The sequence below is a fragment of the Mesorhizobium sp. M0239 genome (assembly GCF_040321815.1).
Lineage (GTDB): Bacteria > Pseudomonadota > Alphaproteobacteria > Rhizobiales > Rhizobiaceae > Mesorhizobium.
Map to the genome: position 1 here is coordinate 30,241 of NZ_JAMYSG010000023.1, position 21,495 is coordinate 51,735.

Genomic DNA, 21,495 nt, shown 5'->3' on the forward strand with positions numbered 1-21,495 from the left:
AACATTATCCTGTACCTTCGAGGTCAGGATAAAGTCCGTGTGGTGGGCCTTTGACTCGCCGCCGGCCAAGATTTCCTGCGCAAGGGTCGACAAGGGCGGCGAGCTGTTGGGTAAGGGCGGTTTCGCCGAGGACCCCCTGCCCATAGACGCTATCCGACGCGGATTTGACATTTTGCTTTTCTTTCTTCGTTCCATTCGTGTCATCCACGAAATGAAAGTCGGTCGGCGGCTCCCGGCCCGCAACGAAGGTGCTTCAAATCTCGTGCCAATTTGGCCGCAGCAGAAAAAAATTGTGGCAGCTTCTCAGCGGCTCAGCCTGAGGCCAGAGAAGAGCTAGGCGAAATAAGCCGGTGTCGCGGGCCAACAAAGGCGACGGAACAGTGTCGGACAGAACGCCTCGGGCGACCTTTGGGTCGGGCCTGCGACATTCTGGTCCAGTTTCGAACATAAGAGGGCGGCAAACAGACACGATTGGGGAATTCGATCCTCACGGCGCCAGGGCGCTTGCCCAAGACCGCGCGCTCATGTTGCTGCGACAGGCGCGTGTTCGCGCTAGCCGTGCCTGCGCACCCATGAACGCTAGCGGCACACGCTACGACTGGAGTGCCCGCCAGCCTCAGGTAGTGCATCGGCTCGGCTTCCGGTTCTTCTTTGCCCAGCCGGGGCTGAAGCGCCGAATATCCGCACCATACAGCATCGTTGTTGCCTGTGTGACGAGGCGGCATAGCGCACGCCCGATCTTCCAAGACACGGCCTCCGAGAAGAAAGGGGCGGTCCAACAGCACCTCTTTTTGAAATGGCACGCCGCTTGCTGCTCCTGGTTAGAGCCCATCAAATCACGATGAAAGCGACTTGCACCATGCCCGACGCGCGAAGCTCCAAACCGTGGCCTGAGGAGACGGTGCCCGTTCCCGCTGAACATCGGGACATCGTCTCCTCCGGAAGTCCGTTCTCGGTGGCCGCTTTGCGCATGGCTGGTCCGATGCCGGCACGCCAACACGGGCCGCTCGCGCAATTGCCGTTTACCGATTCTATTCAGCATGTGAGTGCCCAAGAGCCCCCTCAAAGGGTCACCCAAGCCAAGGCCGGCGGGTCACTGCCACATATCGACAACACGCTGAACCAGTCCAGTGACCCGAGTCGGCGTGAAGTGACATTTCACGCCCCCACATGCTTGCGATATTGGCTACTTCCGGCCGCTATCCCTTTTCCCCGGGCACGATCGCGGGTGACCGATCCCGCTTCCGGCGCCATAGCCGTGGAAAGCAAGCGGCTCGACGGTGTCCAGCTCGCTCAGATCGATTGCGTTCGCGTGGCCAAGACCAGCCGCCAAGACGTTCCCATACGTCGGGATGGAAAAGGAAGTTGCGAGCCGCCGAGGCCCTCATTCCGTGCCCGAGCATACGAGCCTTTGCTCGGAATTGCGCCAGCCTATGCCAGAATTCAACGGCAGTTTTCTTCTTTAGGAGCAACTTGATGACAGTTCAAAAGAAAGTTCCCTTCGTCACCTTTCTCACGCGCGTTCACGATAAGTCAGTCCAGGGGCCAAATCCATATCGCTGGGAAGAAAAGACATCTGACGACTACTTTGCCGGCAAGCGGGTCATCCTGTTCTCGCTGCCTGGCGCCTTCACACCAACCTGCTCGACCTACCAATTGCCCCAGTTCGAAGAGCTCTATGATGAGTTTGAGAAGGAGGGAATTGACGCGATTTACTGCCTCTCAGTCAACGACGCCTTCGTTATGAATGCGTGGGGGAAGTCCTTGGGCCTGAAGCAGGTCGAGCTCATCCCCGATGGCTCAGGCGAGTTCACACGCAAAATGGGCATGCTGGTCGCCAAGGACAATCTCGGCTTCGGGATGCGCTCTTGGCGCTACGCCGCCCTGATCAACAATGGCGTGGTGGAGCACTGGTTCGAGGAGGAAGGTTTCTCCGACAACTGCGAGGCCGACCCCTATGGCGTCTCATCCCCGCAAAACGTTCTCGAAACGCTGAAAGCCGCCGCTTGACCTAGAAAACGTCTCACTGGTGCCAGTGCCGGCCCCAAGAGGCTCCTCGACAGGATTATCGCGCTCACCATGCAATCCTCAGCAAGCCTGCTTCAACGCCAGAAGCAATCCATGGTGGCATCGCCTCAACTCATTGAGTCGATTCGCTTGCTGCAACTGGCGCATACTGAACTGCATCAGTTCGTGGAGCGGGAAATTGAGAAGAACCCGCTCTTGGAATCTGCATCAAGCGATGGCGGGCCTTTTGACGACGTTTCGATTTCGGGAGCGGATCAGCCTGTCGGCCCTGGGGCAAACGCCGTTGAAGGACCGACCGGGGCAGGTTCGCCTGAACGGCTCGGGCAATGGAAATCACTTCGCAACACGACCAACAACCCGCCCGGCAATGGCCCTTCCCTCGACGAGTATGCCACCCTCGCCGAAACATTGCACGACCATGTCGCTCGTCAGATCGCCCTCACTGCGTTCACACCACAGCAGCGGCTGATCGCTGGCCAGCTTGCCGCCGATCTGGAAGACACTGGCTATCTTCGGGCAAACCTGTTGGAGCTGGCCGAGAGCCTGAATATCCATGAGGCTGTTGTGGAACGGGTTCTCGGAGCCTTGCAGCAATTTGATCCACCGGGAGTTTTTGCGCGAAGTCTCAGAGAATGCCTCGAGATTCAGTTGCACCAGCGAAACCGGCTCGACCCGGCAATGGCAGCTTTGGTTGCCAATCTTGAAATGCTTGCACGACGCGATTTTGAGGCACTGAAGCAGCATTGCGGCGTCGATGAAGAAGACCTTCTCGACATGATGCATGAGATTCGGGCGCTCGATCCCAAGCCTGGGAACCGATTCCAATCCGGTGCGTCTGAATCAATCATACCCGACGTCTGGGTCACGCCCTCGCCGCAAGGCGGGTGGCAGATCGAACTTGATCCCGCCACGCTGCCAAAGCTGCTGATCAATCAAAGCTACTATGCCGAAGTCTCGCGTCAAACTGCCCAAAATTCGAAAGATCAAGCATTTCTCGACGAATGCTTGCAAAATGCGAACTGGCTGATCCGCAGCCTCGATCAGCGCGCCAAGACCATTGTTAAGGTTGCGGCTGAAATCGTGCGTCAGCAGGATGCCTTTTTGGAACATGGCGTCGCCCACCTGCGGCCTCTCAATCTTAGAACCGTCGCTGACGCGATCGGCGTGCACGAGTCTACGGTAAGCCGGGTGACCTCGAACAAGTACATGCTTACCCCGCGCGGAGTCTTTGAACTGAAGTATTTTTTCACCGTCGCGATCGCGTCCTGCCAAGGCGGCGATGCGCACTCCGCCGAAGCTGTCCGGCATCGGATCAAAGCGATCATTGCCGCAGAATCTCCCGGCGACGTGCTTTCCGATGAGGACATCGCTGTCCGGCTGAAGGAAACCGGCATCGATGTTGCGCGCCGCACCGTCACAAAATATCGCGAAGCAATGAACATACCCTCCTCCGTGCAACGCCGCCGGGAAATGCGCTTGTGTTTTTAGATTTGGGTCAAGGCAGCCAACATCACGTTGCATTGCATCAAAGTGGAGACTTCGTTCATGACCCAATCCGCAGCAGGTGTCATGGACGCTGTTCTGCACCCAGAAAAGCCCGTCCCACCGTCTGGTCCCGCATGGGGTGCGGTCATTTCGCTTTCCTTGGGCACCTTCGGGCTGGTCACGGCAGAGTTTCTGCCTGTCAGCCTGCTCACGCCCCTCGCGCGTGATCTCGGTATCAGCGAGGGAGCGGCTGGACAGGCGATGACGGCGACAGCTATCGTCGGGGCGATCTCGGCGCCGACGGTGGCCATCATCACAAAGCGCCTGGACCGCAGGACCGTCATGTGGACCATGACGCTGCTGCTGATCCTGTCGGACGTTCTGGCGGCCGGCGCGTGGTCGCTGGCGGTTCTCCTGACTGCACGCGTCGTGCTCGGCATAGCGCTCGGAGGCTTCTGGTCAATGTCGGCAGCACTGGCGATGCGGCTCGTTCCAAGCCACCTCCTGCCGCGCGCTATGTCGATCATCCTCACCGGCGTTTCCGTAGCTACCGTCTGCGCAGCTCCAATCGGCGCCTATGTCGGCGATATCTGGGGATGGCGAAGCGCCTTCATACTCGCCGCAGTCGGCGGCGCCGCTACACTGCTGGTGCAACTCATAACCATTCCGAGACTGCCTCCGATTGGAGTGGCTAGCTTCCGAAGCCTGCTGGATGTGGCCAAGATTCCGATGGTCAAAATTGCGCTTTTGGTCGTCCTGCTGGTCGCTTCCGGCCACTTCGCCGGAATCACCTATATCCGCGCCTTCCTCGAGAAGATTCCCGCGCTGGATGTAGAAACGATCTCGCTTGTGTTGCTTGCTTTTGGCATCGGCGGATTTTTCGGCAATCTGGCCGGCGGGCTTCTGGCCGAGTACAGTCTCAAGGCAGTCGCGGCCCTTGCACCGCTGCTCATAGCGATAGCCGCTGTTTCGCTGCTGACGGCGGGAGCATCGGCCTTGGCCTCGGCGATTGCTGTTGCCGCGTGGGGGTTTGCCTTCGGCGCGGTGCCAGTGGGATTGCAGACGTGGATGGTACGGAGGGCTGTTCCCGAGCAGGCCCAAAGCGCCGGTGTGCTGCTGGTCACAGTATTCCAAGTGGCAATCGCCGCCGGCGCGATTTTCGGCGGACTATTGGTGGAGAATGCGGGGATTACCAGCGCCATTGCCTACAGTGCTGTTGCCACGTTCGTCGCTGCCCTCATAGTGTTCGTGCTCGGCCCGAAGCGCGAAACCTAGACCGCCTGACAGGAGAGAGGTCTCAGCAGCGCAGCGGGACAAGAGATGCGATGCACGGCGCGGCGCGGTCCTCCGCACGATTACGCATGGACCAGCGCAAGCGCCTCGCCGGCTTCACCTCCGGGCCACGCGACCTTCGCCGCCAGACACGCGAACCTCGCCGGCACCGGTTTCCATTTGGCGTCGGTGAGCGCTGCCGGCGCGATGGAACCCTTGCTGGCGGTCATATCCTTTACGACAAGCCGGCATTCTGGGCAAGCGACAGCTACGCGCCGGCCATGCCCGTTAGAACGCCGGTGACGATGCCGCTCGATAGCGCAGACAGGTCGCGAATTGCCAGTCGTGTCAACGGCGGCCGGATTATCGTCGACCGCGCCTACCTTGTTTCGGCCGCAGACTATCGTTCGGCAGCTTGATGATGTTGACAACATAGCCTAGGAGCTATGTATGACTTGGGAAGTCGTTTTTGGCGATGAGTTCGATGGGGAGTTCGAGGCGTTGCCCCAGACAGTCCAAGATGAGCTATTGGCCTCCGCTAAGCTGCTCGGTGTGTTTGGCCCCAGCTGGGGCGACCGCATGCGGATACCTTGAATGACTCGTCGTTCGCGAACATGAAAGAACTTCGCTTCGATGCTGATGATGGTGTCTGGCGGGTTGCGTTCGCATTCGACCGGAAGCGGAAGGCGATCCTGCTCGTCGCCGGCGATAAGTCGGGCGTGAGTGAGAAGGGCTTCTATAAACGTCTGATCGCCAAGGCGGACAAGCGCTATCAAGGGCATCTCGACCGTTTGGCGGCGGCGAAGAAGGAGAAGAAGTGATGGGACGCAAGCTTGATGACCTAATCGCTGCGCTCCCCGAGGATCGTCGGGAGCGGGTCGACGCGCGTTTCGAAGAGTTAAGGGGAGAAGTCGAGAGTCTCGGCGATTTGCGGCGTGCCGCTGGAAAGGCCCAGGCCGAAATCGCTTCGGTCCTCAAGATCAAGCAGCCTTCGGTCTCGAAGATCGAGAAACAAGCCGACATGTACTTGTCTACTCTTAAAAGCTACGTCGAGGCGATCGGGGGGCAACTCGAACTCGTCGTTCGCCTTCCCTCGCGCGCGCCCCTCCGTATAGAGCGGCTCGGCGACGTCGTGGCTCCCAAAGCCGTCTCCGTGCGTCGTGTTAAAAGAGCGGCAGGTGGACGTAATCGCACAAAGGCCGCACGCGCCGGCTGACCTCACTCTGTTCGGCTAAAGACTACCGATGGGGGCGAGATGCTCTCGTCCATGCGAGGAGTAGGTATGAGCAACGTCCTAGTTAAGCCAGCTCGCGGCAAGGTAACGGAGGCCGACATAGGTGTGAGCTGCGGATGCCGGCGACTTTGGCTGCCTCCTGGACTGCGCGGTGCAATTGCCTCGATGAGATCGGCGCGGTGAAGCTGCGCCCCGGGGAACAGTCAGCCATGGGGGAGCATCACCCCGCGCCACCTGCCTTCGCGCCACCACAGCCGGAGCAGTTCCAGAAATTGCAGCGAGAGCATAGCGTTGCGGTCCCTGCGTCCCTTGCCTTGTTCGACGCGGATCAGCATGCGTGCCGAGTCGATGTCGTCGATCTTGAGGTGCGCAACTTCAACACGCGCAGGCCCGCGCGATAGGCGACGCCGAGCGCGGCCTTGTACTTGATGCCGGGTGCGGCTTCGAGCAGCCGCGCCGCTTCCTCCACGCTCAGCACCTCGGGCAGCTTGCGCTAATACCTCATGATCACCAGCGCACGCGCCAGATCCCGACGCTTCAGCCTCACGAGGAACAGGAACCGCAGTGCCGAGACCGCGCCAATTGATCGTCGCAGGGCCGCCGCCGCTCTCATGCTGATGCAGCTGGAATCGACGGATGTCCGCAGCCGTCGCCGTGTCGGGCGAGCGGCCAAGGAACACAGCGAAGCGCCGGAGGTGACGAACGTAGTCCTGCTGGGTATGGGAGCCCAGGCCACGCATGAGCATGTCGTGCTGCATGCGCTGGCGAAGCGGAGAGATTGGTGCATCGGTCGACAGGGTAGCCATGGCGAGTTCCTCTCGTTGAACGGAACTCCATGGTCAGATCGACGCCTCTTCCCGCTCAAGTCAAATGGCAGTCGCGCCATCTCAGGCCGAGGCGCAATCTGCTTACCGAGGCAGTTGCTTCCCGCTTCGCGGAATGATCTCAGGCACGTCCCGGCAGGGACAGCTCGGTGCGTCCTGGAAGAACGCTATCGGTTGAATGACGTGAGGAAATCGTCGCCGGCAAGCGTATGCAGGATCAGGCTGCGGCAGGCGTTCCTCCGTGCGGATCGAACAGCTCGCCCGTCCGGAGCATCGCATGCATGATCACCGCCAGCTTGCGCGCCAGAGCCACGGCCGCTCGCTTGAAGCCAAGCCGTTCTTTCAGCTCCAAAGCCCAGGTTCGCAGTGTGCTAGTATCCGTCGACCGGTTCAGGATGACTGCGGCCGCCTCGTATAGCAGCCCGCGCAACTGATTGTCGCCACGGCGAGAGATATGTCCGTCATTATCGCCCTCGCCGGACGGGTAGCGCCTCGGGGTCAGGCCCACCCACGCACCCACGGCGCGCGAGTTCCTGAAGTTCGCCGGATCCTCCACGGCTGCGGCAAAGGCGGTGGCTGTGACGGTGCCTACACCGGGCACTGACATGAGCAGACGACAGTGCAGGTCCTCACGCGCCATCGCGGCCAGCTGCTTGCTCAGCTCTGCTGTTTGGTACCGGATATCACTCCATACCTGAAGCATTGGCGCGACGATGCGCGCCAGCTTTTCTTCGCCCTGCAGAAGGTCGCGAACGTTGCGCTCGAACACGCTGCCGGCGCCCTTGGGCACGACGAGGCAGAACGTCTTCATCAACCCACGGATCTGGTTGGATATCTGCAAACGCATCTTAAGAAGCTGGCGCCGCGCGGCGATCAGCGTGCGGATCAGCAACTGTCGAAACCTTTGACGCGAACCTCTCGGTAGAAGCCGACCTCGGCCAGATGTGCCAGGCCATCGGCATCGTTCGCATCGGTCTTGTTCGCGGCCATGTCGAGCGCGGCTTTGGCATGCCGCGCGTTGATGCAGATCACCGGCAGGCCCTCTGCCGTCAACGCATGGTAGAACCACACCGACAGCGGCCCCGTTTCGAACACGACCCGTCGGACATGCGGTGCGCGCTTGCGGATCACCGCCGCAAGCAGTTGCGGATCGGACGCGCACTTGCCCCGCCAAATCCTCTTACCGTTCTGCCGGATCGATATTGCCGTCTTTTTCATGGATACGTCGATACCGATATAGTGTTCCATGGCTGTCCTCCGTTCGGTGGCTGGGCCCGGTGTCCATCGACAGCCCGTTCTTCATCCTATCGGAGGACAGCCAGCCGGCTAGATGTTCGAACATCGCCGCCACATCTCAGGTGGCCACCCCTTTCGCGATTACGTCATGTTCGTGCATGAGGCGCATTGCAGCCCGGCGGCTGTGGGCCGATTCCGGACTGTCCGGTTCCGAGTGGCCCCCACCGGATCGTTGCCATTCATCAGTTGACTTCATCGGGCCGTTCGGACCCATCCTCCATTCGGCTGAAACATGGGCATTCTGCACCAGTCGACTAGTTTCCTACATCGTTTTCAATTTCCATGATCATCACGGTTGCCCGGTTCCACCGCCAGAGCCTCCGATGAATGAGAGGCCTGACTGGAGACACGCCAACCCTCGCAGATTCCTTGGTGATAAACCCTGAGAAGCTAATATTAGCGACAGATTACAGTGAGTTCAGGGTTGCTTGGGCCCTTATTTATGCTCATCGATGAAATGTTTTTTGGGGTATCGTGCGGTGGGGGAATTAAATGGATAGCGCTCAAGCCAAAATCTTCGCTGAGAGCTTGCTGGGAAGCAATGTAGGAGGATGGACAATAGACGCCACCTTCGGCAACGGAAAATCCGCAGTTGTTTTTTCTGCAGAGATGGATGGGGTCAAAGGGGCGATAAAGATCTTTCATCCCGAACTCATCGAGCGATACGGGCGAGATGTCCAACTCGCAAGGATTGATCGTGAAAAGAGCCTCATTGGTCAAAGCCACCCGCACCTGGTCACTATACTGGACGGTGGCGCCTGCTCAGTTACCGGGCACCTTTTTGTGGTGATGGAGCGACTCCCTTATGAAAATCTCCATGCCTCACTTTCAGCAATCGCACCGGAAAAATACGGCACCCTGATTTCACAGGTCGCCTCCGCCGCGCGGTTTCTTGAGGATCTCGGCCTCGCGCACAGAGACATCAAGCCCGAGAACATTGCCGTCACTGATGATTCAGAAAGGGCCATCCTCCTAGACCTCGGAGTGCTCCTCCCGGTGGGTCTGTCGAACTTAACCGACGCTTTCCAACGACCTTTTATTGGGACTCTTCGATACAGCTCCCCTGAATTCCTGGCGCTTGACTACAGCCTAGCTACGGATTCGCCGATCGTAGGCATCTTGCTACCTTATCCCAAGTTAGAGCGAGGAGTTCTCGGAGAAGTAAATGGCCGCGAGACCAACTATTACCGGACGTAGCACGTCGCTTGCCCATGCGTTCGTTCATGCAATCATTCCGCGCGATGTGGACCCGATCGCCCAGGCCGAGCTGTTTGCTGCAGCCGGCATTAAAGAGAGAGAATGCGTCTATTGCGGCGCGCTGGCCACCGACAAGGACCATTTGCGCGGTTTGGTGAAGGCTGGGCGCCCTTCAGGCCATTTCCACACCACCAGCAATCTGGTGCCGTCCTGCGGGCCGTGCAACCAGTCCAAAGGCGCAGCTGACTGGAACGTTGGATGTTGAGCCAGGCCAAAGGCTCGCCAACTCGCAAAGGCACTTCGGATATTGCGGAGCGTATTGGGCGCCTAGAGGCGTTCGAGAGGGAGGCTGGCGCGGCCGAACCCATGTCGATTGAACGGCTCCGCGAGACGGTAGGCGCTGAGCTATGGTATTGGCAGCGGCTGGACGACATCAAACAAATGATGACTGAAGCTCAGGCGGCGTCGGTCCAGATCGAGCCTCGGTTGGCCGAGCCCATGCCTGTGGGAACCAGCCGGCAATGAGTGAGGGACGCGTCATCCATAAACCGCCTGTTGTGGCAACAGCGTCTCATCAAAGGCCGAGCCGTGCATCAGACCAGCATGAGTAGGTGAGTATAAGAGATGTTTAGGTAGGTTATCGAACATTGCGTATTGCTCAGCATATTTTCCTAGTTTTGCACCCTGTTCGGTCTGGCAGTTGTAAAACATGATCACAAGCTCGAAGTCCGAGAGCTGCGCCCTTAGCAGCTTCATGTACCGAGCACGCACATTCGCCTCATCAATGAAGCGGATGACATTGTACAGGTAGCGAAAATAGTGGCCGAGGTCCTGCTGCCACTCAATCCAGAATGCTGAATAAGCGATCCTGATGGCATCCCCATCGGTCAATCCAAGCTCTTTGTCCTGTTCGAATTTGGCTCGCAGGATTTGGCTGAAGAACTTGAAGCAGTCCCGACCCTTGATGTCTCCCAGCTTGATATCCGACCTTCGAATATCGATGGAAGTGACGATCGTGTTGTGCAAGGTGAGCATCTGGAAAAAGGTGGATTCAAAGCTCTCGCGTTTCTGCGACGACAGCTGCTTTTCGAATGCCTGTTCGGCCTTTGCGGCCTCGGCTCTCGCCTCCCTGTTGGCGTTCTGCTGAAGGATAATGGTGACTAGCAGCCCGACGAAGGTCAAGAACGTCAGAACCGGGCCAATGACGCCGCCGACGAAGTCCCCAAACCATGCAAGCGTTTCCGCTTTATCCAGTTTGGCATACCCAAAGATAAAGATCCCGGCGACGATCAGGACCGACACGACAAGAATCTTGTAAAAGCCGTGAGCGGAGTCACCGGCCTTTGGAGCGACAATCGCTTGGAACCCGTCGAACCCAGGCCACCGCTGAGTGCCGCGAGAATTTGCCCACACAAGAGCGACGAAGGCTATTATTGCCAGCCAAAAGATAACCCAGCCATTCATCGCATTTCCCTCAAACAGAGAAGTATCAGCCAAGATTGAAAGCCGCAATATTGTTTGGGGGTGTGATGGCGAACGGCTTTGGCGGCCATTGGCAATCCCCCAGAACGCAATGGACAGCGGTCGCATAACCATTGCCACAGGCGTCCCTTGGCATCGCTGGCAGCTGTTCCAGGCCAACCCGCTGAAACCGGATTACCGCGAGCTCGAGCCGATCTGCCTCGCTCTCGGTGTCACCTACGGTTATCTATTCGGCGAGCGCTATGCAGCACTTTGCTTTTCATGTATTCCGCGCGCCCTACATGCGCGGTTACTTTAACTTCCGGAAATACAGCGCTACACTGCACCTTGAACGAAATTCCGTTATTTAGCCGCTTGGGGGAGCATGATGGCCGGAGGAGGATTGACCGCTCTTGAGAAGAGCATCGTCAAGGCATTGCTGGCCAAGGGGGAGCGCAACCAGGATATTCACGCTCTCATCAACTACCAGCGCACGCCGACCATCAATTTTGGCCGTATTTCCGGGGTCAAGAAAGACAAGAAGATTGTTCCTGCTACTGACGAGCAGATTGAGTTCTACAAAAAGCGGAAGCAGTCCTTCGACCCCGTCACCGGCCTGAATCTTTACGACGACGAGCGGTTAATAAGGGCGCGCGAGGCAATGATCCTTGCTGTCACCATCTTCAACAGCAGCACCTACAAATTCAAGACCGGCATGTTCGCCATTCTCGCGAACATCGCATGGACCTATCTTCTTCACGAGTTCCACCAGCGCAAGGATGGTTCGATCCTGAACGCAGATGGGACCACCTTTGCCCTGAGCGATATGCTTAGCAGAACAGACTGCCCGCTCTCCAAAGGCATTAAAAACAATCTCGCGACCATCAAGGCCATTCGGGACGAGGTCGAACACAAGCTATTGGGGCGTAGTGATCCGCGCTGGCTATCGCTATTCCAGGCCTGCTGCCTCAACTTCGATAAGACGATCGTTGAGCTACACGGCCGGCGGTTGAGCCTGCAGAACGAGATTTCCGTTGCCTTGCAGTTCGGCAAGCTCCAGATCGATCAGGCCGCCCAACTGCACCAGTATGACGTGCCCCAGCACATAGCCGCACTGGACGCGCTACTGACCGCGAAGCTCACCGAAGAGGAGCTGGCCGACTTGGAATATCAGTTCCGGGTCGTCTATACATTCGACAGCGCATCCAAGGGTAGTGCGCATATCCAGTTCCTCACGCCGGAATCCGAGGAGGGGAAAAGCGTCCACAACGTTCTGCAGAAGTACAAGATCTCCGATGAGCTCTATCCCTACAGGCCCGGAGAAGTGGCTGCCATGGTGAGCAAAAAAACGTCCAAACGCTTTACGCTCAGCGACCACACCGACGCTTGGAAAAGGCACAAGGTGCGTCCTGCCAAAGGCGACAAGACCAACAGGACGTACTGCATCTTTCACAAGGCTTATGATGGCTATACCTACAACGACGCATGGGTGGATCTGCTCGTTAGCGAACTCACAAAGCCGGCGAAACCCGGTGATCCAGGCAACAATGGGGATCTCTTTCCACCGAAAAAGGCTGCCGAAGCGCCGAAGGTTGCAATTGGTATCCCACCAGTGCTGACGACGCTCATGGCGCCGGGTAAAGGTCAATCCTGACCTCGGTCAGATCACTCTTGCCGTTTCGCTTCGTCGCTCGGATGTCGAGCAGGCTGCCCTCATGAAAACGCGACAGCCATCAAGGGCCTAACCTCGCGGCGGTGCGGAACCGCTTCCAAATATCCGTGGACAATCGCAATCGCCGATTGAGAAGCACATTGTAAATTGTTAAGCTAAAACAATTGTTTCGGATCGGAGCGCACGTTGCGGCAAAACCTCACAATGTGCCGAGGGCGCAAAAAATCCTAGCAAAAACAACCAACCGACCGCAGCACAATGTGCGCCCTTTTATCTTGCCATCTTAATCGGTCGTAATTCGGGAGACTTGGTTGCCATCGTCGTTCCTCCTCAAATCTATGATAATACAATATTATATGCTCTATGCCACGATCTCGTACTCTTGCGTCGAGCTCTGATGCGCCGTGCAAACTTCCGCGCTCTGCGACGGGTAGTTGCGCTGCTAATTCGCAGCGCCGAAACCGTCGCGGCGCACTTTTCCATCGGACTGACGGAGCATCGTCACAGGCAATCCGGCGCGGTCCGGCCGTCTCGCGATCGCACTGCCGCAGGCAGCACAACGTGCGCTCCGTCGTTCCTGTCTGCATCTTGTCCCATTCGCCGGAGCGGATCTCCTAGATCAGTCGGCGTCCGAGAAAAATGCGGCCGACATGAGTTCGAACTGCACTCGCACCGCTCAGCGGCGCTACAATACATTTGAGATGCTTGACGAGGCTAGCTGATGAATGCTCGTTTTGACCGCAGCCAGATCGTCGGACTTGGGGCGTGTCGTTGGCCACCAACGGGATTATGATCATCGCTTCGGATGGCGACCGGGAGACGCTAAGGTTGCGGCGCCGCCCACCTAACGACGGATTCAACGAATGAATCGACCATTTTCTGAACGCTTTGGCTACAGCGGTCCTGATGCTGAAATCACACTCCGCGAGGATGCCCCAGAGAGTCTTCGCTTCGCAATCGTTCAGATCGCACACAACACAGGGAGCAGTTGGAAGTGGATTCGTGAGCAGGTTTGTGCGGTGCTCTTTGAAGTTCCAGACGACAACAATTGGTCCGATGCGAATGTCCGTCGTGAAGTCGTTGGCCTGATCGCCGATTGCCAATGGTTCAAGGTGTATGACATCGCTGAGACCCTTTGGCGCGGGCTTAGTGACGACCCAGAAAATCAGGATCGATATCGGGAGGAGCTCAACCGGTTCTTCCGCGAAAAAGGCATTGGCTGGCAGCTGGAGGAGCACAAAGGCCTTACGTTCCGAGGCAGCGAGGGCTTTTCGGCCGTTACAGCGAAGGCGCTGCAAGTGCTCAAGCAAAGTGACAGAGCGACAGCCGCCAACGAAATTAGAGAAGCACTGGGTGATCTTTCACGCCGCCCAATTCCAGATCGCACGGGCGCAATCCAACATGCAGTTGCCGCCCTCGAAGCAACCGCACGCCATCTCACTGGGCAGCCGAACAAGAACCTCGGACAGCTCGTCGACGCACTCGATTTGCCCAAGCCGCTTGACCAAGCTCTGGACAAGCTCTGGGGGTTCGCTTCACAGTACGGACGTCATCTCCGGGAAGGAGAGATGCCGGACGACGACCAGGCTGAGTTGGTTGTGAGCATCGCGTGTGCCGTTTGCATTTTCCTGGTCAGTCGTAAGCCGGAGTAGCAGCGGAGGGGCACTCCCTAGTGAACTGGACTGCCATCGATTTGGGTTCGTGCTGTTGGATATCGACGAGAGAGGCCTCCAGCCGGAAATGGGGCAAGTGCATTTCGATGGAAGAGTGTGGGCACGGTCCTCCGACCAGATCTAGGTGATCACTAGCCAAGCTTTGCCGTAGTTTGACGTGACCGACAAACAACTCGATGCCGCTTCGGTTGATATATGACAGTTCGTTCAGGCCATGGACCTCTGCGCACTAAGTTCGGCTCGGATCGCGCCGAGCTTGTGTATGGGCAGCAGTCTGACGGCAGTTTGGTGCACATCTCGATGGCCGTCCACGGGCTCAGGTGCGACTGCGTCTGCCCCGGAAGGTGCGGCAGTCGCCTCGTGGCCAGGACATTGGCAGAGACGCCACATTTCGCGCACCATCATCGCGATGCCTGTGGCGGAGGGCCTGAAACTGCCCTGCACAAGCTAGCCAAGCAGATCATCAAGGAACGCCTGCTCTTGTTCGTCCCAAGGCGGATCGCGAACCACGGGAGCGTTGAACGGGTCCTTCCAGGTCGAGAAAAAATACAACTCGAGTCGGCGACTCTCGAATTCCGTGACCCGCAGCAGATAGTCCCCGATCTCTATGTCACCCTCGGCGGACGAAAGCTGTTTGTAGAAATTGCGGTGACCCACCCCTGCGGCGAAGAAAAGATTCGACGCATCCGCCAACACGGCGTTGCGGCGATAGAAATCGACCTTTCGCACATACCTAGGGATGCCGCGCTAGAGGTGGTTGCCGACGCCGTAATCCGCTCGGCCCCCAGGAAATGGCTGTTTAACGAGGCGATCGACCGCGCTGTTGTGGAGCTCCAAAAAGAAGCTACCGCAGCAATGGTGGCCGCTGCGAACAAACTGACGGCCGACGCTCGACAGAAAGCCCGCGCCTACAACATCGCTCTGGACTCAATGCCGGAACCTCTACCCATATCGACCATCGATGTCTTGCGTGGAATCGGCCTGGACAAACACATCGGGTTAGAGGTTGCCGGGTATGGCTGCTTCACCACGCATCCCAGCAACTGGCAAGCGATTGTTCTGGCCGATGTCCTGTACGGCAAAGGACTCGGAAAGAAGCTGCCAACAGCGATTTCAGCGACGAAGCACCTTGTAAGCAAGGGCCTTGTCCGCCCGGAATTCAGATGGATGAGCAACGACCTTGAGGCGGCCATCGAGGCGCTAGACAATCGCTTTGCTGCGCCATGGAAGGCTGTGGAATTCTATCTGAAATATCTTACCGGAGTCGGCGTCGCGCTGGATTGGACGCACGGTTTCGCAATTTCGCCGGCCGTGGCCTCGTCTTGGTTCGATCAAGTCATGGAAGAGATGAGCAGGTCTTCCGCCCGAACGGGGATCGAAGAAACGGTACGATGGCTTCTTGACCAGCTGCCTGACGAAGAACGCGGCGGTATGACGGTCGAGGATTGGCTGAACATGATCAACCCGGAGACAGCTGAACCGTACGCCGCCCTGCTGGCAAGCACGCGCACGATGCAACCAGTTGAAGCTGAGTTGCGCGCCATCGTTGGCCTTTTCAACGGCACTCGCACTGACGTACGTGAACTTTTGGGCCTTCCGATTGCAAACGAATGCGATCGTCGCCTGGCTGTTGTTGCCACGAAGGAGGCGGAGAAGAAGGCCAGAGCTGCCGTGCAAGCTGAGACAATCAAAATCAATCGGCAGAAAGAGCTTGCGGAGTACGCCGAAACGGTACTCAACGAGCCCGGCGCATGGCTGAACGAGTCACATCCTGATCTTGACGGTCGCTCGCCTTCGGAGGCCGCCTATCATGGCTATCACGCCGCCGGGAAGGCGCGTGAAATCCTTTCCGCGATTGAACGCCGCCAACGGGCTGACCGTGACAACCTAGCCGAAGCAAATTTGTGGCGTCAGAAATTGCGGAAAGCGGTTGAACAGCGATTGAGCAAGGATGAGGCCGAAGCGTTCCTGAGCGACAGAGATGAGGATTACAATCGCTCGACAGCCACCATCTTCTGCCGAGACGAGGCAAGCTTTCGATCGGTCCTCCGTAAGCTAGAAATCTGGATCAACGCGTTCGTCTCTAGGCGCCACCACCCATTTTGAGATCTGCAGGCTTGTACAGCCCTTGAGACCAAGGGTTTGAGAAACAGGCCAGAAAGGGCTGGCGGACACACGCACCACCCAGTCCGGCCTTAAGCTACGCGGATTTTTAGCCTAAGAACCGCGCGAAAAAGCCAGGTCTTGGCACGCGGCGCATGACAATAGTGCCGGCCGTACTCAATGCGGCTTCGGCCTTTCGGTTGGTCCAGTAGTGACCAGAGAGCTCGCCGGTCCTTGCGATGAACTCGACAATGCCGGCCCCGTAATGCTGTCTCACGTCAGTCGGTTCAAGACTGGTGTTATCCAACTGTTCATAGACGTAGCTCAGCTCTGGCCGATCTGGCTTTGCCCAGCGTGGACGAACGAAGCGAGTGCGGCTCACTTTTTTTGTTCCGTCCGGCGTAATTTCGATCGAAATGTCGAACAGGCTCGATTCTATCGTGACAGTCGCCTTGGTAACCAATTCATCGGCTTGTGTCAGTCCCGTGGCGAGAGCATCAAAGGAAGGAGCTTCGCGCTTAGCGGCCAAGTACAAGCGCTGCACCTTGGGCCAGTTGGACCGAATTTCGGCACGCCATTCCCCGTCAAGCCATGGAAACCACCAGTATTTCGCAAAAGTTATCCAGTGCAGAACGCGCAAAATTGGTCGGATACTAAGCAGCACGATCGTGCAACTGATGAATAGTGCAATTTTGGAAGTCCATTCAAAAAGATCTCGGGGACTTGCCGCATAGCCAAAATGGAGAATTCCCACGCAGAACGCCACGATTACCAGCACGAGCGTACTCAGAATCAGACTGCGACTCATTGCGAAGATCATTGCAAAGCCCCCTCACTCCCGGCCGCGATCGCGTGCAGCACGGTAGAACTCCTCTTTACCTCGATGGAACACGGCCAAGCCGAAGTCACGACTCGAAATGCCGGTGGCCAGCACCCCGGGGAGCGTCGATCCAAACAACGCTGCGAGATAACGCCCACCGAAGCGTTTCTTTCTGTCAATGCGTGCCGCAGGAACGATAGGTGGCGAAAAATATTGAGCAACCCTGGTCACTTCGAGGTTTGGCTTAAGAACATGAAAGCCATCATGAAGTTCATGCCAAGGATGCGAGATCGCCGCCAACGCTGTTGCAGTTTCGGCATCATCGGTGAGATTGCTTGTCGGGCGCAGCGAAATGATCGGCAAGTATTCAGGAGATTCCGCCACTATCAACCCAATTCCGGAGAAATCTGACCCTGCGCGAACGTCGACTTCCTCAAGAAGGCTCACCAGTTGCTTGATCAATTTTTTGGGTGCGGCCGACGTCATGGTGCTGAACTGCGCGCTTTTGGAATCGAATGCAAACCGTTACAACATTGTGTTTGTGCGAGCTGATCTGCCCAATTTTTTGGTTACCTGAAGCTGGGGTGGTCCAGAGGCGCATGGTAGAAATCCATTCGACTTTCAGACCAAGCCTGTCCTGGCGCGCCATCCTGGACCCGATCGGATCTGAAAGTGGCGCAAGGTCTAGCACAAACAGTCAAAACGGCAAAAAATCAAGCCTTCGTCAGACTCCTGTACATATCGCGCCTATACTCCTTGAATCCCCTGCCTGCCTCGCCCATGTTGAGATCAAAGTAAGAATCGGCCAGGTGGGGAATGACTCTAGCAAATGCGCACGCGCTTTTTTACGGCCTCAAAGCCGAGCCGAGCTATCTGGCGAACCTAGATGTAAGCGACGATGAACGCGCACAACTGATGGAAGCGCGCAGTGAAATTCGCGCGACATTGAAGGCCGCGGCATCACAAATCCAACTGACCGACAACTACTGGCAGGATTCGTATCGTCAGAAAGTCAGCTGGCGGCAACGACCCGAAATCCAAGTCAAGTTCATGACCCAAGGCAGCTTCGCCTACCGGACGCTCAACGAGCCCGCGCAAAAGCCCAAGCAAGAAATCGACCTTGACGACGGCATGTACGTGCCCGTCCAGTTCATCGCCAACGGCGAACCCGCACTTGCCGCGAAAGGCTTGTTCGAGTTTGTGGATTCAGTGCTGATACCGCTTTGCGACGCGCGAGGCTGGGTCCGTGATACGACCAAAGCTTGTTGTGCAAGGGTGAAATTGTGGCCGGGGGCTCACATCGACATTCCGATCTATTCAATCCCACAGGACCGCTTCAATCAACTTCGTGAAAGTCTCGCAAAGGCGCATATAGCCGTAGCAACACGCGGTTCCGTTAAAGGTGGCTGGAAACTACCTTCAGATAAGATCATGTTGGCTCAACGAGACGGGAGTTGGGTTCAGTCCGACCCGCAGATGATACACGATTGGGTCGACGGCCGATCGGAGAGATACGGGCCGCCGTTTCGACGTCTTTGCCGTTTCTTCAAGGGCTGGCGCGACTACACTTGGGAGAAGTCGGTGCTCTCCTCGATCTGCCTGATGCGTGCAATCGACATGGCTCTCTCGGAACTCCCGGGCCTTCCGAGAGGCGATCGCGACGATGAGTTGATACTGGAGATTGCGAAGCGCCTGCCCGGTATATTCGACGGAACGATCGTCAACCCGGTTCTGTGGCATCTTTGCATCAATGACTGGAGCGACCAAGATCGCAACGAGATCGTAAGAGGCGCGGTCGCGCTTCGAGGTGAAATGGAAGCCGCCCTCGAACGCACGGGCGACGCAGAACAGGTTGTGCTGAAACTGCGGAACCGTTTCGGCACGCGCATCCCTTATCGGCCCGACGCGATTAAAATGGCGCCAAAAATTTCAGCGATCCAAAAGGCGGCGGCCGCGGTTGTCCCCGCACCGCGTATTATTGCTTCGACTTCGGGCTAATGAATTCAAGGGGCGCACTGGCTATCGTCGATGCGACCTTGCGCAATGCCGGCTTCGCTCCTGCCGGTGTAGGGCCAGCCGATTATGACGGCCAGATAAGAGTGCATGGCAGGCCCGTCGATGTTTCCATATCGATCCCCGATATGCGCTTTGCAACTCGCCCTCGGATCACACTCAAAGATCGCACTCAGATTCCGGTCGAAACTCTCGCGCATATCGAAGAGGAGACCGGGATTTGCTATGCCTCCGGGGCTGGGCTTCCTTTAGATCTATATCAGCCTGGCGAGGCGATTTTGCGAGTGCTCGAAGAAGCGAGCAGGACACTGGAGCTTTCCTACCGAGGGAAAGGCCCCGCCGAGTTGATAGACGAATACCAATCTTACTGGAAGTCAGACCTGACAGTGCGCTGCATGCTTCCGCGAGATGAGGTTGCAGATGGCAGGCGTGCAACTCTCTTTCTTGCCAAGCGTGAAGGCAAGGTGGAATTTCTATGCATCTCAAGTGAAGAGAAACTACGCGGCTACGAGTCAGCATTTCCCCGCGCAGTTGAGTTCTGGCGAACGGAAAAGCTCGTTGGGCCTATAGGTATCATGATGGCGCCGCGGACGCTCGCAGACCTCAAGAAGTGGCTGGTAGGACATCCTGATCTGCACCGCGATTGGCGAAGGCTTGTGCAGTTCCTATGTGCGGACAACTGTCTCTTTATCTCCGCGCCAAACGCTCTGCTTGGCATTTCCGTCAATTTTCCGCAAGACCTCAAGCATGCAGTGTCGAAAGGTAATATACGTCAACAGGCGCTGCTTGGTATCGCAGAAACGCTAGCCACCAAAATCACTCTGGACAGATATTCGGGTCAGTGGTCGAGTCTGACTGACGTGACAAATCGAAACAATCAAAGCGAAAATACCCTGCAGCAAAAATCGATAGCCCTCATTGGCTGCGGCACGATCGGTAGCAATCTTGCTCGCATGCTCGTCCAGATAGGCGCGGGCAGTTGCAAGCCTTTTAGCCTCTTCGACAACGAAGTTTTGGCCCAAGGCAACATCGGGAGACATTTGCTTGGCTTTACCGACATCGGAAAACCAAAAGCCTCAGCTGTCGCGGCCGAGCTAGAGCGGTTTCACCCGCAGGTGCATGTAGCTGCCTACGAGCAAGATGCGCTCGAACATTTGGACGTGCTGGCTAAACATGATCTGATAATCGATGCGACAGGTTCCTGGAACGTACAGTCGGCCATCAACGAATGGTATCTAGATAACTCCGCCATTCAGACTAGCGCACTTCTTCACTCTTGGGTGTTTATGAACGGCGCGGGCGTGCAGAGCTTTCTCAATTTAAGAGACGAGTTCAGTTGCTTCCGGTGTTTGAAGCCCGTCTTCGATGGACCTTGGCGCTTTCCGGTCGGAGACGAGAAGGACGAACTGAATTTGCAGCCTGCGACTTGTGGGGACGGCTCATTCATCCCCTTCACGATCGACGCGCCGATGATGGCAGCCAGTCTGACAACGCGTGCGGCGCTCGATTGGGCTAACGGCCATCCGGGTCCGCGGCTCAGGTCCGCTGTGGTCGATCTGCGCCGCGGGCGGGTGCAAGGACCACGTTTTCCGAGACCTTCTGAATTCTGCCCCGCATGTGCGTCGAGACGAACGTCAGCATGACGCAGGTACTGGTGCCGAAATCGGTCTTGGATAAAATTCGCGAACACGAAAATAACTGGCCGAGACTAAGCGAACGCGGCGGTCTTCTCCTCGGCTACCGCAAAAACGATGCAATTCAGATCGACAGCGCTACCTTCCCGGGGCGGTGGGACTATGCCACTCCAACCCTCTTCCGGAGATCTGAGCAAGGTCACAAGCTTCGGGCCCTTCGAGAGTGGGTGCGCTCGGGGCAGACGATCGATTGGGTTGGCGAATGGCATACACACCCAGGCGGAGTAGCCGAACCGTCCTTTGTCGATCGGCGCAGTTGGCGGCGCATCGCGGGTCATACAAAAAGACTGATGGCTTTTCTGATCTTCAACGACACTCAAATGTATGCTGGTTTGCAATCGCCGCACGTGAGTCGCGTTAAGAAGCTGACGCTCGACGAGGAAAACGACGTAGCGAAACTCTTTACCTAAACGTTGGCGTAAAATCAACTTGCCGCTTGACCGCCAAGCTCCGCTACTTTGAAGCATGCGTTCTTCATTCGTCAGTTAGCTTGAAAGCTTCAGAAAGTTTGGCTTGAGAAAGTCGCTGCTGCCAGCCTTAGTTGCCTCTGAAACGCGAGGTTTACGGGATCTCGCTCGCATAGGAGGACGCGGGATGCGCGTGTTGGTGCGCTGAAAAGGGCGATTTGCGAAACTCCTCTCAGCCCATGCGGTGGTCCACGGAGCTAACCGGAAATATAACCGGCATAGATAGCGGTATGATTCGCATCTTTTCCCATGAAAT

Annotated in this window: 20 protein-coding genes and 1 pseudogene; 16 read left to right on the forward strand and 5 right to left on the reverse strand. The window is 57.2% G+C overall.

From position 1 onward, the window contains the following. The first annotated feature begins 37 nt into the window (after window positions 1–37). The 7 genes from NKI99_RS23050 to NKI99_RS23080 all read left to right on the forward strand — a co-directional run bounded on the left by NKI99_RS23050 (window position 38) and on the right by NKI99_RS23080 (window position 6,001). On the forward strand, window positions 38–337 hold the full coding sequence (locus NKI99_RS23050; protein WP_352612126.1) for a hypothetical protein: 300 nt from the start codon (window positions 38–40) through the stop codon (window positions 335–337). Between the two features lie 1,139 nt (window positions 338–1,476). Then, a complete protein-coding gene (locus NKI99_RS23055) occupies window positions 1,477–2,010 on the forward strand; it encodes a peroxiredoxin (protein WP_023766875.1) in 534 nt (177 codons plus the stop codon). A 69-nt stretch (window positions 2,011–2,079) separates the two neighbouring features. After that, a complete protein-coding gene (gene rpoN / locus NKI99_RS23060; RefSeq protein ID WP_352612128.1) occupies window positions 2,080–3,516 on the forward strand; it encodes an RNA polymerase factor sigma-54 in 1,437 nt (478 codons plus the stop codon). Window positions 3,517–3,573: 57 nt separating this feature from the next. Further along, entirely contained in the window at window positions 3,574–4,788 is a 1,215-nt protein-coding gene (locus NKI99_RS23065) for an MFS transporter (protein ID WP_352612130.1), read from the forward strand. Between the two features lie 86 nt (window positions 4,789–4,874). Beyond that, window positions 4,875–5,204 (forward strand): hypothetical protein, encoded by a 330-nt coding sequence (locus NKI99_RS33895; protein ID WP_502905111.1) that lies wholly within the window; start codon window positions 4,875–4,877, stop codon window positions 5,202–5,204. 171 nt (window positions 5,205–5,375) lie between these two features. Then, window positions 5,376–5,606 carry a type II toxin-antitoxin system RelE/ParE family toxin gene (locus NKI99_RS23075; protein ID WP_023724558.1) on the forward strand — a complete coding sequence of 77 codons (231 nt, stop codon included), beginning with the start codon at window positions 5,376–5,378 and terminating at the stop codon, window positions 5,604–5,606. Beyond that, on the forward strand, window positions 5,606–6,001 hold the full coding sequence (locus NKI99_RS23080; RefSeq protein ID WP_352441409.1) for an XRE family transcriptional regulator: 396 nt from the start codon (window positions 5,606–5,608) through the stop codon (window positions 5,999–6,001). Before NKI99_RS23075 ends, NKI99_RS23080 begins: the two co-directional genes overlap by 1 nt. Window positions 6,002–6,222: 221 nt before the next feature. Here the strand turns inward: NKI99_RS23080 and NKI99_RS23085 are convergent, their stop codons facing one another. Further along, window positions 6,223–6,825: a phage integrase N-terminal SAM-like domain-containing protein gene (locus NKI99_RS23085; RefSeq protein ID WP_352441410.1), complete on the reverse strand. Its 603-nt coding sequence runs from the start codon at window positions 6,823–6,825 to the stop codon at window positions 6,223–6,225. A gap of 235 nt (window positions 6,826–7,060) precedes the next feature. Beyond that, window positions 7,061–8,091, reverse strand: a pseudogene (locus NKI99_RS23090) (IS110 family RNA-guided transposase). Window positions 8,092–8,631: 540 nt separating this feature from the next. On the opposite strand from NKI99_RS23090, the gene NKI99_RS23095 reads away from it, so the two are divergent. Genes NKI99_RS23095 through NKI99_RS23105 form a run of 3 tightly spaced genes read left to right on the forward strand, consistent with a single transcriptional unit; the run spans window position 8,632 to window position 9,861 of the window. Beyond that, entirely contained in the window at window positions 8,632–9,336 is a 705-nt protein-coding gene (locus tag NKI99_RS23095) for a protein kinase domain-containing protein (protein ID WP_352612132.1), read from the forward strand. After that, on the forward strand, window positions 9,305–9,601 hold the full coding sequence (locus tag NKI99_RS23100; RefSeq protein WP_352441412.1) for an HNH endonuclease: 297 nt from the start codon (window positions 9,305–9,307) through the stop codon (window positions 9,599–9,601). Before NKI99_RS23095 ends, NKI99_RS23100 begins: the two co-directional genes overlap by 32 nt. After that, window positions 9,595–9,861, forward strand: a complete 267-nt coding sequence (locus NKI99_RS23105; protein WP_352441413.1) for a hypothetical protein — start codon at window positions 9,595–9,597, stop codon at window positions 9,859–9,861. Before NKI99_RS23100 ends, NKI99_RS23105 begins: the two co-directional genes overlap by 7 nt. A gap of 12 nt (window positions 9,862–9,873) precedes the next feature. Here NKI99_RS23105 and NKI99_RS23110 read toward each other — a convergent pair whose 3' ends face one another. After that, window positions 9,874–10,926 (reverse strand): putative phage abortive infection protein, encoded by a 1,053-nt coding sequence (locus NKI99_RS23110; RefSeq protein ID WP_352441414.1) that lies wholly within the window; start codon window positions 10,924–10,926, stop codon window positions 9,874–9,876. Between the two features lie 274 nt (window positions 10,927–11,200). Here NKI99_RS23110 and NKI99_RS23115 point away from each other — a divergent pair, with 274 nt between their 5' ends. The 3 genes from NKI99_RS23115 to NKI99_RS23125 all read left to right on the forward strand — a co-directional run bounded on the left by NKI99_RS23115 (window position 11,201) and on the right by NKI99_RS23125 (window position 16,248). Further along, window positions 11,201–12,451 (forward strand): DUF3644 domain-containing protein, encoded by a 1,251-nt coding sequence (locus NKI99_RS23115; RefSeq protein ID WP_352612135.1) that lies wholly within the window; start codon window positions 11,201–11,203, stop codon window positions 12,449–12,451. A gap of 881 nt (window positions 12,452–13,332) precedes the next feature. Next, window positions 13,333–14,121 carry an AbiJ-NTD4 domain-containing protein gene (locus tag NKI99_RS23120; protein WP_352612136.1) on the forward strand — a complete coding sequence of 263 codons (789 nt, stop codon included), beginning with the start codon at window positions 13,333–13,335 and terminating at the stop codon, window positions 14,119–14,121. A 393-nt stretch (window positions 14,122–14,514) separates the two neighbouring features. Further along, window positions 14,515–16,248: a competence protein CoiA family protein gene (locus NKI99_RS23125; RefSeq protein ID WP_352441417.1), complete on the forward strand. Its 1,734-nt coding sequence runs from the start codon at window positions 14,515–14,517 to the stop codon at window positions 16,246–16,248. Window positions 16,249–16,354: 106 nt separating this feature from the next. Here the strand turns inward: NKI99_RS23125 and NKI99_RS23130 are convergent, their stop codons facing one another. Both NKI99_RS23130 and NKI99_RS23135 read right to left on the reverse strand, forming a co-directional pair. Further along, window positions 16,355–17,065, reverse strand: a complete 711-nt coding sequence (locus NKI99_RS23130) for a hypothetical protein (RefSeq protein WP_352441418.1) — start codon at window positions 17,063–17,065, stop codon at window positions 16,355–16,357. 12 nt (window positions 17,066–17,077) lie between these two features. Beyond that, window positions 17,078–17,551, reverse strand: coding sequence for a hypothetical protein (locus NKI99_RS23135; protein ID WP_023724567.1), 474 nt, complete (start codon window positions 17,549–17,551; stop codon window positions 17,078–17,080). A gap of 330 nt (window positions 17,552–17,881) precedes the next feature. Between NKI99_RS23135 and NKI99_RS23140 the strand changes: the two genes are divergently transcribed. Genes NKI99_RS23140 through NKI99_RS23150 form a run of 3 tightly spaced genes read left to right on the forward strand, consistent with a single transcriptional unit; the run spans window position 17,882 to window position 21,182 of the window. After that, window positions 17,882–19,063, forward strand: a complete 1,182-nt coding sequence (locus tag NKI99_RS23140; protein ID WP_023724569.1) for a CBASS cGAMP synthase — start codon at window positions 17,882–17,884, stop codon at window positions 19,061–19,063. Then, a complete protein-coding gene (locus NKI99_RS23145) occupies window positions 19,063–20,721 on the forward strand; it encodes a ThiF family adenylyltransferase (RefSeq protein ID WP_352612138.1) in 1,659 nt (552 codons plus the stop codon). Before NKI99_RS23140 ends, NKI99_RS23145 begins: the two co-directional genes overlap by 1 nt. Beyond that, window positions 20,718–21,182, forward strand: a complete 465-nt coding sequence (locus NKI99_RS23150; RefSeq protein WP_050593865.1) for a Mov34/MPN/PAD-1 family protein — start codon at window positions 20,718–20,720, stop codon at window positions 21,180–21,182. Before NKI99_RS23145 ends, NKI99_RS23150 begins: the two co-directional genes overlap by 4 nt. Window positions 21,183–21,495 lie beyond the last annotated feature (313 nt).

Bases quoted from the DNA above. Each gene is read 5' to 3' on its own strand.
- NKI99_RS23055 (WP_023766875.1), top strand. From the start codon at position 1,477: ATGACAGTTCAAAAGAAAGTTCCCTTCGTCACCTTTCTCACGCGCGTT.
- rpoN (WP_352612128.1), top strand. From the start codon at position 2,080: ATGCAATCCTCAGCAAGCCTGCTTCAACGCCAGAAGCAATCCATGGTG.
- NKI99_RS23065 (WP_352612130.1), top strand. From the start codon at position 3,574: ATGACCCAATCCGCAGCAGGTGTCATGGACGCTGTTCTGCACCCAGAA.
- NKI99_RS33895 (WP_502905111.1), top strand. From the start codon at position 4,875: ATGGACCAGCGCAAGCGCCTCGCCGGCTTCACCTCCGGGCCACGCGAC.
- NKI99_RS23080 (WP_352441409.1), top strand. From the start codon at position 5,606: ATGGGACGCAAGCTTGATGACCTAATCGCTGCGCTCCCCGAGGATCGT.
- NKI99_RS23085 (WP_352441410.1), bottom strand. From the start codon at position 6,825: ATGGCTACCCTGTCGACCGATGCACCAATCTCTCCGCTTCGCCAGCGC.
- NKI99_RS23095 (WP_352612132.1), top strand. From the start codon at position 8,632: ATGGATAGCGCTCAAGCCAAAATCTTCGCTGAGAGCTTGCTGGGAAGC.
- NKI99_RS23100 (WP_352441412.1), top strand. From the start codon at position 9,305: ATGGCCGCGAGACCAACTATTACCGGACGTAGCACGTCGCTTGCCCAT.
- NKI99_RS23105 (WP_352441413.1), top strand. From the start codon at position 9,595: ATGTTGAGCCAGGCCAAAGGCTCGCCAACTCGCAAAGGCACTTCGGAT.
- NKI99_RS23110 (WP_352441414.1), bottom strand. From the start codon at position 10,926: ATGCGACCGCTGTCCATTGCGTTCTGGGGGATTGCCAATGGCCGCCAA.
- NKI99_RS23120 (WP_352612136.1), top strand. From the start codon at position 13,333: ATGAATCGACCATTTTCTGAACGCTTTGGCTACAGCGGTCCTGATGCT.
- NKI99_RS23130 (WP_352441418.1), bottom strand. From the start codon at position 17,065: ATGATCTTCGCAATGAGTCGCAGTCTGATTCTGAGTACGCTCGTGCTG.
- NKI99_RS23135 (WP_023724567.1), bottom strand. From the start codon at position 17,551: ATGACGTCGGCCGCACCCAAAAAATTGATCAAGCAACTGGTGAGCCTT.
- NKI99_RS23140 (WP_023724569.1), top strand. From the start codon at position 17,882: ATGACTCTAGCAAATGCGCACGCGCTTTTTTACGGCCTCAAAGCCGAG.
- NKI99_RS23145 (WP_352612138.1), top strand. From the start codon at position 19,063: ATGAATTCAAGGGGCGCACTGGCTATCGTCGATGCGACCTTGCGCAAT.
- NKI99_RS23150 (WP_050593865.1), top strand. From the start codon at position 20,718: ATGACGCAGGTACTGGTGCCGAAATCGGTCTTGGATAAAATTCGCGAA.